A 12,352-nucleotide genomic window follows, 5' to 3' on the forward strand; every position below is an offset into this window, starting at 1 on the left:
TGTAGGTCGTTGAACGGTAGATGGAGTCAAACGCGCTGTGTTGGTCGACGCCAGAGAAATCGGGCTCATCGTATTTGAGATGGCAGTGATATGCAGTCGCCACGTAGTGTTTCGAGTCAACACCCTCAATCTCAGACGTATCGTGGAAGTACTCGTAGGTACCAACGCACTCGTCAATGACGACAGGCTCTCCGAGTTCTTTCTTGTGACGCGGTGGACAGCCTCCGTCCGAGCTTCAATCTTCAGTATCGTTCCACCGGGCACGAACCATACCCCTTTGGCGGGCTCGGTCGGCTCACAAGTGCCGTCAACCACATGCTGGATGAAGAGCGAGGCACTTAAGGCTGATTTCTAATGAGCCACCGAAGCCTCGAAAGGTTGACATCGAAGCGTTGTTCAAACTTCTTAATAAGCTGAATGTCGGTTTGGGTGAAACTACCGGTAAGAAGTATCGATGCGAACTGCGCGGTGTAGAGGAGTATCCCAACAACACCTAGTCCAAAGAGTCCTAGCGTCCACCCAGTCGTCATCCATAGGAGTCCACCACCGGTGATGGTCGTCGGGATGAGTGGGTTGAACGAGGCCCACGAAAACGGATAGCTTCCCACAGTTCGATAGATAGCAACGACTTCGATTGTGTTATAGACAACGTAGCCGATAACTGTGGCGAAAGCCGCACCGACGATACCGAATCGTGGAATGAGTGCTGTGTTCAGGATAACGTTCACTAGGACTCCGGGGACCGCAGCGAAGAATTCTACTCGTGGGCGGTTGATCGCCTTGACCATATCGCCGTCCAGTCCAACAAGTACACGATAGAACAGCCCCGCCATCAGAACGGAGAGCGCGGGGGCCGCCGGGAGATACGCCGTTCCGAAGAACAGCTGGATTACCGCCGGCGAGAACAGCGTGAACAGGAGGACCGTGGGGAACGTCAACCAGACGATCCACTTTGTCGTCACCGTATAGAGCGCGTCGAGACCATCGAAGTCGCCCTGCGAGTAGTGCTTCGTGGCGAGTGGCAAGAACAGGAACGCGAAAGATCCCGAAAAAAAGAATATCACCTGCTTCAGCGGCTGAATCGACCGGTAGTAACCCACTGACGCAGAATCAAGGAAGTAACCGAGCATCACGATGTCGACGTTCGCAAGCATGATGTGCAGCGAGGCTCCCGCGGCCAGCGGCCACGAGAACGACCAGAGTTCACGGACCGTATCACGGTTCGGTAGCCTAGCGACAAGCGAGCCGATATCAATATGCTGGCGGACGGCGTAGAGCGCCAGTAGCGCCCCCACGACGGATAAGGAGAGCCAGTAGCCGATGGCTCCGGCGACCGGCCGACCGGCGGCGATGAGTCCCGCAACGAACGCCAAACCGAGCACGCGGGGACCGATGCGCTGGGCCAGCGTCGCGGCGGTGGTGCGCCCCTCGGCACGGAGGACGCCCACGCTCACCTTCGCTATCGGAAACGCGAGGAGATAGGGGACGAACGCGGCGAGCAGCGGCGCAACCTCGGGGTCGTCCATGAGCGAAGCGATTTCGAAGCGTCCGAGGTAGATGGCGGCAGCCGCAATGGCGGCTCCGGCGAGCGATATCGCGTAGCCACTCTGGAGCACGTCCACCCGATTGTGTGCTGACTCCTTTTCGGAGAGAAAGCGAGTCACGCCGTTCGGAATCCCGAGAATCGCCAGCGAACTGACCGCACTGACGATGCCGTACGCGAGACCGAGCCGACCGTACACCGCCGGAACCAGCGCCCGTGGGATGAGGATCTCGGCGAGAATGCCAAGAACGCTCGCCACGACAGTGCCGGCGAGCACGATACCCGCACTCTTGACAAGCCCACCGAGACTGTCGGCTATCGAACTCACGTAAACAGGGTCACTCGGTCGTTAGTAGAAGGTTTCGTCACGATTATCCAACGAGGGGTGAGAAAGTGATCCCATATATCTGAATTTTTTCTAAATCCTTATCTTAATCCTAATATAATGTGGGGTTTTGCTATCGAGTAACGCCTACAAACCAATCGCACGATTTAACTCCTCACATAAACGTCTTCGAATCATGACGCGGCCGAATATATTGCTAATCGTACTTGATACCGCAAGAGCACGGACGGTTTACTCTATGTTAGACTCGGGACAACTTCCGGGCATATCCCGGTTTCGTGAACGAGGAACGCTTTACTCTAATGCCTTTACACCTGCACCATGGACGTTGCCCTCTCATGCAACATTATTCACAGGACAACGAACAAGTATCCATAGAACTCACGCTGGGCACACGCAATTCGAGCCTTCCTCCTCTCCATTAGCTGAACAACTACAAAGAACCGGTTACGAGACTCGCGGAATTAGCGGAAACGTTTGGATCAGTCCTGAATTCGGATTCGATCAAGGGTTTGATGAGTTGTCGATGAAATGGGATTATTTCTGGGGCGGCACGGATTTGTCAGAGATTTCTGCTGCTAGCGGTGTAGCGAGATATACCCGACTGGTAAACGCAATACTAGCGGAAAGACCAGGTACGACCATTTTCAATTCAATCTATGCAAAACTCTTTGCTAACAAAGCAGATGATGGGGCAAAATCAACAACGAATCGCACTATCAAGTGGATAAGCAACCGAGACCGTGAAAAGCCATTTTTCTACTTCATAAATTATCTCGAACCACATTTGCCATACAGTCCTCCCTCGGAATTTTTCCCAGATGGCTTGGTTGATGGAAATGATGATTTACTTGATCCGAATCCATGGGAGCATATAGCAGGAGATGAGAAGTTTAGTGAAGCGGACTTCGAAGTTCTCCGGCAACTCTATCGGGCAGAGATTGCCTATCTCGACTCTCATCTCAACCGTCTTTTTGACTGTCTCGTACGGACCAATGAACTCAGCAACACCGCGATTTTTATTGTAGGTGATCACGGCGAGAATATTGGTGACCATGACCTAATGGATCATCAGTATTCTCTTCACGATACTCTTCTACATGTACCCCTCATTGCGAGATATCCACCAAAATTCACAGCAGAAGTAGAGCAGGGGCTAGTGAGTACGCGTGACATATATCCAACCATTTGTAATCTGGCTGGTGTCGACGTTCCGTCCGATGATACCATCTCATCAAATGATATATCGGAAATACCACAACGAGACGCGATCTTTGCTGAGTACAGAGTCCCACAGCCCGATATAGATACGTTGATGAATCGGATAAAGAAGCCCAGTGCTAATTTAGAATGGGTAGATCGGTCACTTCGAGCGGTTCGTACTCACTCCTGGAAATTCATCGAAGCAGAAGACGGTACGAGCGAACTGCGTGCTATCAGCGACGGGTCGCCGCATCCAGAGGTTATAGAAGATCAGCAATGTGTAGAAGAGGACCTCATCGGGAAGATGGACGAACAAAACATACCGCTGATGAGGGCAGGCTCATATGACACTGAAATCTCGGAACGAAGCAGAGAACGACTGAACGATTTAGGTTACATATGAATTCCGCAACCCGTCATAACCGCAAAATCATGTGGTGCGATTTTCTCTCGGATTGTTCCAGCACGCTATCGCAGCGATTATAGGAGCGCCGCGTACTCGTTTTCGAGTTCGTTCAATATGCGATCTGGAGCAAAATATTCCAACCGCTTTGAACATTGCTGGACTTTCGCATCATATTTCTCGGCGTCGGATGAGATATCCAATATTTTCGAAGACAGGTCTTCTGGGTTGTCACGCTCGAAAACCGATCCGGCCTCCCCCTTGATCCATTTCGGGCCACCTATGTCCGATGCGATTATGGGACAGTCGTATTGGAGTGCTTCCAGCACTGCTCGACCGGAGGGTTCTGGCCATCTCGACGGATGGACGAATACATCTGCATTGTCATAGAAAGACGGAAGAGCGTCTCGATCAACCCATCCGTGAAATGTGACAGAAGGGCTATTAGCCTCCTCGTCTACCTTTTTTATCAACTCGTCTAGCATACTTCCATCGCCGGCGATATGAATATGATAGTCGTCGGGGAGGTAGTTCGCACTATTGACCAAGGTATCTACCCCTTTCTCCTCTTCAATTCGCCCTACGTAGAGCAAATTGAAGCCATCCCAATCTCCCATCGAGGGTGGACTATAGCTTCCAGAATAGAACCGCTCATTGTAGAAATTTGATATCACGGTTACTCGATCAGAATCGATTCCTGCCTCTGAGTAGTACTTCTCTACCGTCGGACTTTGTGCGAAGAGTTTGTCGACTTGATTCCCAAACTTGGGGAAAGACAGATGCATATAGATATATTTGGGTAGCTTCACCATTTTCTTCCCAGGGTCAGAGTTGTCGTGATTGATTTTATTAGATAGGCTACAGTTCTTATGGCATTCTCCATCCATCAATTTATCATTTGTGCAGAACATCGTGTAGCCGTTCAAGCGACCAACGACGGGGGTATCCCCACCCAGATATCGGTAATAGCCGAACAGTGGCACTAGCCACGGTGCGAAAACGTGGAACAGATCCGTCTCTGGTTCGATTGATCGTATCTCTTCTAGCAAGCCGAACGGAGCCTCATATGTCCAGTCCCGTTCGTTCATTATAGACGTCACTTCGTACGGAGAAGAGTCTCGGACGTAATTGGGGCGAACGAGATTGATAGTACGGATGCGGACGTTGTGGCCGCGGTCAGCAAGCCCAGACGCTATCGTATCCAAGCTCACACTCGACCCAGCCCCCTCCCTCAGGTTTAGCTCAGTAGCAATGATCGAGATATTCACACCGGAATATGCGTTGGGTCCCGTATAACTTGTTCGTATATTCTGTTCAGGTCGCTAAACGGTACAGATCTGACGAGGTAATCGTAGTCGAGAGCAGAGAGTTGCGATCATAAAAATAGATCGCTCTTGTGGCGTAGATTGTTGGTGAGTCATAACGCAGTTTCGAGGATGGTTTTCAGTGCTTCTCTTCCCGGTTTGGTGAACACGTCACGGCGGAGCTGAAACGCTCGGAGATATGGTGTGAGTCTGTCTTTGGAGACGCCTCGATGCGGCGAGAGCCACCGTCGCGCCAGCGACGCGTGGCTCTCGCAGGTGTTCACGTGAACGGTTCCATCAACGTACTCGCCGTCGCCGTGGACGACGTATTCACGAGTGAATGCGTCGACCTCGTCAAGCGGCTCGTACGCCCGAAAGCCGTCGGTATAGACGGTGAGCGACTCCTGCTAGCGGCCAGCCAGCAGGAGTCGAATCGTCGATTCGGTGGCGGCTTTCGCCGGAATCACGTACCGTTCACCGCTGCCACGATCCGCGAGAACAAACGCGGCGGACAAGTCCCCCGTGTATGTTCCACGTCCGCGCGTGGACAGCCCCCGCGAGCGCGACCAGCCGTCGCGCTCGCGGCCCTTGCGCCCTGCTTTCACGTAGAATTCGTCGATCTCAACCGGCCCTTCGAGCTGGAGCCGAGGCGCGTCCAGCGCTCGCAGAAAGCGCTGGACGCGCCGGTAGATCGTCTTGTAGGAAACGTCGACCTCTACGTCTAGCTGCCTGAGACTCCTGTTGAAACGCATGTACGTGTAAACCGCGAGAAACCACTTTCTGAGCGCCACCGCAGAGTGTTGGAAGACGGTGCCGGTTTGATTATTGAACGTGCGGTCGCAATCCTTACACAGATACCGCTGAAACACCCGATAGCTGCCGTGCCGAATCCGTGATTCGGCACGGCAGCGTGGGCAATAGACGCCGTCACGCCAGCGATTCTGTGCTAGCAGATCCGCGGCCCGACGCTCCGAGACGAACGTCTTGATTGGCATCATCGTTCGTCGGGTGACGCACTCACGTCACCCTTGCCCGCTGTGGCATCTAGCTACTGCTCAGAACTGACCAACAATCCTCTACCCAAGAGCGTTCATGGAGAGTAAACGGATACCCTGTATTTATTAATTGTCCGAATAACTATGACGTGATGGTTCGTCGGGAGACAATAGAATCAATAATTATAAAAATCGGTCTCATCCTTTCAGCACTTATTGTTGTCGCTCTACCATTAATTCCAACAGTTAATAAATACTCGGCTTCCCTTTACACACAAATCCCAGTAGTGCTCCGTGCAGGGGCGGGAATAATCGTATTCGGTTCGATTATTACCTGTCTTGTAGCACTTTTCTATGAGTATGATCGAGTTGCCCTCTATGCACTAACTCCAGTACTCACTCTTAGTGCTGTTTTCCCGTTCATCCCGAGAAGTCTCGGTTACATCGTCAAATTCGGAGATGCGATGAACCACGTGGGTGCAATCCGTGACGTACTTGCGACAGGAATGATTCCGACAGTAATTTACCCAAATTTACACATATTGTCTGCGACTTTGATTGATATTACTGGTCTGTCCGCCGCGTCGCAACTCGCCATTCTTTCGACCACTGCAATCTTACTCTTCTGTCTCACGTCGTTCTTACTCGCGCGTTATGCCCATATTCCTATCACTGCTGTATTACTCTTCGTCCCTATCGCATACGTGCCGGCTTCAGTTTCCCCCTCAAAATTCACTTGGACAGCACTGTTTCCACTCATATTATTTTTATCGCTTAGAGTTGTCGATACTCAGAATGAACGAACACGTATATCTATCGTGCTTTTGCCAGTAATTTTAACAATATGGATATATCATGTCATTCCGGCTTTTATTGCAACAGTATATCTTGCTCTTGTAGGCGTACTTGCCGTCCGGCAGCGCGGACTCCCCCGATTCTCTTGGTCCAAAGAGATTATGCCATTCTTTCTCCTGTCTGCGTCATTTGGTTACTTATGGGCAATTAATTCTGGACTATTCAAACGTGGGGTTGCGCAGATTGCTATTAAACTTCTTCCCTCTCGGAGTGGACCTACGAAAATATTTAGCCAAAAGTCGCTCGCAGCCACATTACTTAAAGATTTTGGCCTGTCGCCTATTGATGTTGTTGTACTTGCACTCCGCGAATTTGGGGGGGTGATTGTTGTATGCTCAATGGCTGGTCTTGGTGTTATTCTCTATCTATCTGATTTTGGACCACGAGCCGTCCCAAAGCGGTATCAAATTCCGGCAGCTATCTGCGTGGTCATCGTGGGAGCGGGTTTCTGGTCAGGCGCCCAGTTAGTAGCGAACGTTATTCCTCACTTCAACTTTAAGCGTGCTTTGCGACCGGCGATCTATGGTGGACTTGTTGCCTGTGGCAGTGTTGTTTATGTGTCAATAACCGCTGTTCGTCATCTCATAACTAGAAACGGAACAGCAACAGTCAGAGTGGGATCAATTATCACAGGAATAGTTGTCATAATCCTTGTAGCAACTCCGATTATAGGAGCAACTATGGTAGTCTATGGGTCAACATATGATTCCCCTGATACGGTCAAAGCGAACCATCAAATTCTCCCAAGTGATCTCGCTGGAATGGGGTGGTACTTCGATTATAAAAACAGAAATATTAAGACAACTACACTATGGAGATTCAATTTCAGATATGTAACGTATTTGCTTTCACCCACAGAGGAGGCTGCCCGATACGATGAACTTGATGCGAGAGATAGAGACCGAGAATATCGCGCACCTGCACACTTTGGCTACCGAAATAATACTACAGTTGCCCAAAGTATTGGGTGTCGGTACTATATCGAAGGTAAATTTGATCGGGCGACATACCTCGACGCACGACCTTCCAAGAAATTCACGCGCTCGGATTTTCGACAGTTGCAAGCTGATCCAACTGTCCGACAAGTATACTCGAACGGTAATTTTAATATTTCAAAAATCGGAAAATGTTAACACAGCGATCACGCTCACCGAGGGCGATGATTTACTGATCGACGACGAGCAAGCATTTGAATGAAATACTATTCGGGTAAAATATCCAAAATTATCAAAATATATCTATTGTTGTGAATGCAGTTTGGATATCAACGAAAGAAAGATAATCATCTGTCCTGTTGTAAATATGTGGGTTTTTGATATCGTAGTCATGGAAACTTACCATAACATATCAAACTAGCATGAAGAAGTCGCCACATCACGGCATAAAACCCGGGCACGAATGCTCGGTTGCCGAGAAACAGATCGGCGTGCAGCGGTATCGATTCCAGATTCCACGGCCAAAGGACCTGCCGAACGACCGCCGTATCGTACACCGTCATCGGGATCTCTTCGATTCCGAAACGGCGGTATGGGTCGCGTTGTCGTCCAGGTCGGAGCGATGCATCGCGTTCGAATCCTTGGCTCTGCAACGCCCGCATGAGTTGCTCGGAGTATTCCCACCGGCCCGCTCGGAACAGCATCGGCTCGAAATCGACGTGTTCGGCAAACGTTTCGCAGCCGTTGGCGACCATCGCCCCGATATCATCTTCGTCGTACTCGGCCAGCCAATCTGAGTCGCTCTCCCCGAGCCGTGAGGGATGGATGTGGAGTCCGATGGACTGGTGGCTGTTTGTGCCACGTTGCAACGGTTTCCGGCCGATTCTCCACCACGTCGGGCGTGACAAACAGCGTCGCGGGTATCGCCACCTCGTCGAGTAATCGCTCCGGTATATCGACGCTGTGGTAGGGGTTCGGCTCGGCACCACCTTCGACATCGACCGTGACGAGTCCGTTCATGGAAGAGTTGTTTCCTCTACTGGCTGCTGTACCTTATGACATCGTTCGAACGCACCGAGGAGTCCGTCCGTGTACCGTTCCATCGAAAATCGCTCTAGCGTCTCGGTATCGAGACCGTCGGCCGACTCGATAGTCGTTTCGGAGATGAGTCGTGGGAACTCGTCAAGCGAACCGACGTGCAGCCGGGGATGGTCGATGGTCGGGATGATTCCCACCGGTGTGACGAATACTGCTGTATTAAGCGCCAGAGCTTCGAAGACGACTGTCGGATATGATTCTGTATGGGAGGGGAGTACGAGTGCATCCGCGGCCGAAATTGTTGCAAGCGCCTCCTCGTGCGGCAACGTTCCACAAACCTGCACGCGATTCTCGACACCGAGCTCGCGTGCCGCTTGCTCGACAGTCTCCCGCTCGTCGCCATCGCCGACAATGGAGAGTTTGTACTCTGACGGAAGCTCCGAGAGCACCTCGACTGCACCGACGGGATTTTTGATCGGTGCGAGACGCCCCACGTAGACGAGCAGTTTCTCGTTCCCGTCGACACCGAGGTCGGCGCGTCGCTGGTCCCGGTCCGCCGTCGACACGGCATCGGTGATTCGCTTCTGATTGAGTATTCCGTGAAGCACCGCAACGGTCCCGTCGGTGTACCGTTCGATGACCGTCTTCACGCCCGGTGTTTGACAGAACACGGTTTTTCCCATAAAAAAGCGGAAGTTCATCCGTTCGAGCAGCAGTTGCGGGCTGAACGACGGGTCGGCATCGACTGATGGCGTGTAGCCGATAAACGAGACGAGTGGCAGGTCGTAGAGCACCGACAGCGCCTTTCCAACCCAGTGAGTCAGATGCGAAGCCGAGTGCAGCCCGTCGACATCCCGGTCGCGGAGCCACCAGCACAGATAGATGAAGAACAGCACGGATGCGGCGATGCGAGTCACGACCGCGAGCGTGGAGTAAATCGGCATCGAATCGGGTTTCACTGGGAATGGACGGCGTATTTCGACGCCATCAACGGTCTCCGATTTGGCGAGGCCTGCTTCGTGGGGTGTAAAGACCGTTACATCGTGGCCACGCTCAACCGCCAGTTGACAGAATCGCCAGCGGACGTGTGCTCCGCCGCTAGTTTCGGGATAGAATGCCTCGGAAAGGACGAGCAGATGCATTATTTCTTATACCCTAAAGCATTCAACCGCCGCTCGATTTCTTCGTCAACTTTCTCATCCTCACCTATCTTGTCGCCGTTCTCAACGCGAACTCGATGTTCAACATACGCTTCAAGCTCGGAGTGAAGCGACCGGTCAGAGCTCTCCGTGAACTCTATTGCGCCACTATCCCGATCTCGTTCGCAGAAACATTTGTCCTCATGAGTACGAACAGCGTATCGCCGGAGATGACTGTGTTCGTTCTCTCCACGAGCCTGTGAGAACACTCGCCTATCGGTCGAAGCGTCGAACAACGATACACCATCGGTACTGTCGCGTCCAACTGTTTCTTCGATAGTTGCCACAACATCAAGAGTGCTCACAGGTGCATCTACTGATTCACTATCACCGTTTGGAGGTCGCATAAGCAGTGGCACGTGCGTAATTTCGTCGTGTAAATACCGTGGGTGTTCGTAGTAGCCGTGTTCTCCAAACGCGTCACCGTGGTCAGCCGTTACGATCAGTAGTGACCGCTCCAGTAATCCCCGTTCACGAAGTTCGTCTAGAAACGCACCGATATACTCGTCGTTGTACCGGATTTCGGCGTCGTACAGGTCAATCAACAACTGCTGTTCCTCCTCAGTAATTGACTCGGGGTCGTCGATTGCACGCTGGTACAGCGACTGTGCATCCCGGCCTGACAAGCCTTGCTCGGCGTACAGTGTCGCATACTCACCAGGAGGTTCGTATGGGCCGTGCGTGTCCATATAGTGGTTCCAGAGGAAGAACGGCCCCCCGTCATCCAGTGAGTCGATCCACGTCAGCGAGCGCTCGTTGATTTCCTCGGCGCGGGCATAGTGGCGATTTCGAAGCTTGTCGACTGCCCGTTGTGCGAGCGCAATCAGCTTGTGCTGGCCGAGGTGGAGGTCGTCGTCGAAGACATCGAAGCCCCGGTCGAAACCGTACGCCCGCGAGACGAACGGGTTCGAATGAAATCCCGCTGTCGCGAACCCCTCGTCGGCGAGCGTTGACGCGATAGTGTCAGCAGTGAGATGGTACTTCGAGTCGATAGCGACATCGGGGTACTTCCCGGTCAACAGGGCCGGAACCGCCTCTCGCGTGTGCGAGCTCACACTGTACGCGTTCTCGAACCGGATACTCTCCTCCGCGAGCTCGTCCAGTACGGGCGACGTGTCGCGGTGGTACCCGTAGCAGGAGAGGTGGTCCGCGCGGAGCGCATCCGCAGAAAGGAGGATGACGTTCTCCCAGTCCTCACTCATCATATCGAGGAAATACATGATGGGAGATAGGTGTTACGTGAACAATCTCCACCAGGAATCATCAAACCGCGTTACCGGTCACTACGAACCATTCATTGGTTTGTCGGCACATCGAAAGGACATTATCTGGTACTCACGGCTTATCAGATGATGCGCGTGGCCTTCGTGTCGAATGTGGTCTACCCGTTCGTCACCGGCGGGGCCGAGAAACGTATCCACGAAATCGGTACCCGACTCGCCGACGAGGGCCACGATATCACCATCTACGGCCGCCACTTCTGGGATGGCCCCGAACATACCACCCACGAGGGAATGACGCTGCGTGCAGTCGCCCCCGAAGCCGACCTCTACGACGGGGATCGTCGGTCCATCACGGAAGCCATCGACTTCGCAGCCCGAGCGCTCCCACATCTCCGAGGTCATCTCCGCCGCGACGAACACGACATCGTCGTTGCCAGCGTCTTTCCGTACTTCCCGGTTCTCGCCACGAAACTCGCCAGCCTCCGGACCGACACTCCACTCGTAACGACGTGGCACGAGGTCTGGGGCGACTACTGGGATGAGTATCTCGGCCACCTCGCTCCGTTCGGCAAACTCACCGAGCACATCACCGCACGCACACCACAACATCCGGTAGCAATCTCCTCCATCACGGCTGATCGCCTCGCCGCTATCGGCCCCGCCCGCGAGACTATCGAAATCGTGCCGAACGGCATCAACGTCGAACAAATAAGAAACGCCCCGCTTCCCGAACAGGGCTACGATGTGCTCTTCGCTGGCAGACTCATCGAACACAAGAACGTGGACGTACTTCTCGATGCCTTCGACGAGGTCGCCGACCATCACGACGCCACGCTGGGTATCATCGGCGATGGACCCGAACGTGAACGCCTCGAGCGAAAACAGGAGTCATTGACTCACACTGACCGCGTCGAATTTCTTGGCTTCCTTGACGACTACGATGACGTTCTCGGTCACATGCGCGCAGCCGACATATTCGCGTCTCCGAGTACCCGCGAGGGATTCGGTATCACCTTCGTGGAAGCGATGGCCGCCGACTGCACCGTCATCGCCGCTGATCACCATGATTCGGCCGCAGACGAAGTCATCGACGACGCAGGCTTCCTCGTCGAACCCACGGTCGAGTCCCTGACGGAGACACTCGAGGCCGCTCTAAGCGGTGAACGGCCACCGACGAGCCCCGTCGAACGCGCACAGCGATACGACTGGGACGCGGTAGCCGATCAGGCAGAAAGAGCGTATCAGCGTGCCATCGACGGCTCGTGGTGATCAGGACCCGTTGCATCGTACAGCCCCCGAGCAATCTCG

At 53.1% G+C, this 12,352-nt stretch carries 8 protein-coding genes and 1 pseudogene; 4 read left to right on the forward strand and 5 right to left on the reverse strand.

The window, feature by feature from the left end:
• Window positions 1–338: 338 nt before the first annotated feature.
• The gene (locus NL115_RS01195) at window positions 339–1,871 is read right to left on the reverse strand and encodes a flippase (protein ID WP_254831408.1); all 1,533 of its coding nucleotides are present in this window, start codon (window positions 1,869–1,871) and stop codon (window positions 339–341) included.
• A 193-nt stretch (window positions 1,872–2,064) separates the two neighbouring features.
• On the opposite strand from NL115_RS01195, the gene NL115_RS01200 reads away from it, so the two are divergent.
• Window positions 2,065–3,495 (forward strand): sulfatase family protein, encoded by a 1,431-nt coding sequence (locus NL115_RS01200; RefSeq protein ID WP_254831409.1) that lies wholly within the window; start codon window positions 2,065–2,067, stop codon window positions 3,493–3,495.
• A 77-nt stretch (window positions 3,496–3,572) separates the two neighbouring features.
• On the opposite strand, the gene NL115_RS01205 is transcribed toward NL115_RS01200, so the two are convergent.
• On the reverse strand, window positions 3,573–4,763 hold the full coding sequence (locus tag NL115_RS01205) for a glycosyltransferase family 4 protein (protein ID WP_254831410.1): 1,191 nt from the start codon (window positions 4,761–4,763) through the stop codon (window positions 3,573–3,575).
• 149 nt (window positions 4,764–4,912) lie between these two features.
• Window positions 4,913–5,797, reverse strand: a pseudogene (locus tag NL115_RS01210) (IS1595 family transposase).
• 149 nt (window positions 5,798–5,946) lie between these two features.
• Between NL115_RS01210 and NL115_RS01215 the strand changes: the two are divergent.
• Together NL115_RS01215 and NL115_RS01220 are read left to right on the forward strand one after the other, a co-directional pair.
• Window positions 5,947–7,782, forward strand: coding sequence for a hypothetical protein (locus NL115_RS01215; RefSeq protein ID WP_254831411.1), 1,836 nt, complete (start codon window positions 5,947–5,949; stop codon window positions 7,780–7,782).
• Between the two features lie 224 nt (window positions 7,783–8,006).
• On the forward strand, window positions 8,007–8,381 hold the full coding sequence (locus NL115_RS01220) for a hypothetical protein (RefSeq protein ID WP_254831412.1): 375 nt from the start codon (window positions 8,007–8,009) through the stop codon (window positions 8,379–8,381).
• A gap of 219 nt (window positions 8,382–8,600) precedes the next feature.
• On the opposite strand, the gene NL115_RS01225 is transcribed toward NL115_RS01220, so the two are convergent.
• Both NL115_RS01225 and NL115_RS01230 read right to left on the reverse strand, forming a co-directional pair.
• Complete coding sequence (locus NL115_RS01225) at window positions 8,601–9,764, reverse strand: glycosyltransferase family 4 protein (RefSeq protein WP_254831413.1); 1,164 nt, start codon at window positions 9,762–9,764, stop codon at window positions 8,601–8,603.
• Entirely contained in the window at window positions 9,764–11,023 is a 1,260-nt protein-coding gene (locus NL115_RS01230) for a sulfatase (RefSeq protein ID WP_254831414.1), read from the reverse strand. The genes NL115_RS01225 and NL115_RS01230 overlap by 1 nt, the downstream gene beginning before the upstream one ends.
• A 150-nt stretch (window positions 11,024–11,173) precedes the next feature.
• Here NL115_RS01230 and NL115_RS01235 point away from each other — a divergent pair, with 150 nt between their 5' ends.
• Window positions 11,174–12,313 carry a glycosyltransferase family 4 protein gene (locus NL115_RS01235; protein WP_254833129.1) on the forward strand — a complete coding sequence of 380 codons (1,140 nt, stop codon included), beginning with the start codon at window positions 11,174–11,176 and terminating at the stop codon, window positions 12,311–12,313.
• Window positions 12,314–12,352: the final 39 nt, after the last annotated feature.

The organism is Haloglomus salinum (assembly GCF_024298825.1).
Taxonomy (GTDB): domain Archaea; phylum Halobacteriota; class Halobacteria; order Halobacteriales; family Haloarculaceae; genus Haloglomus; species Haloglomus salinum.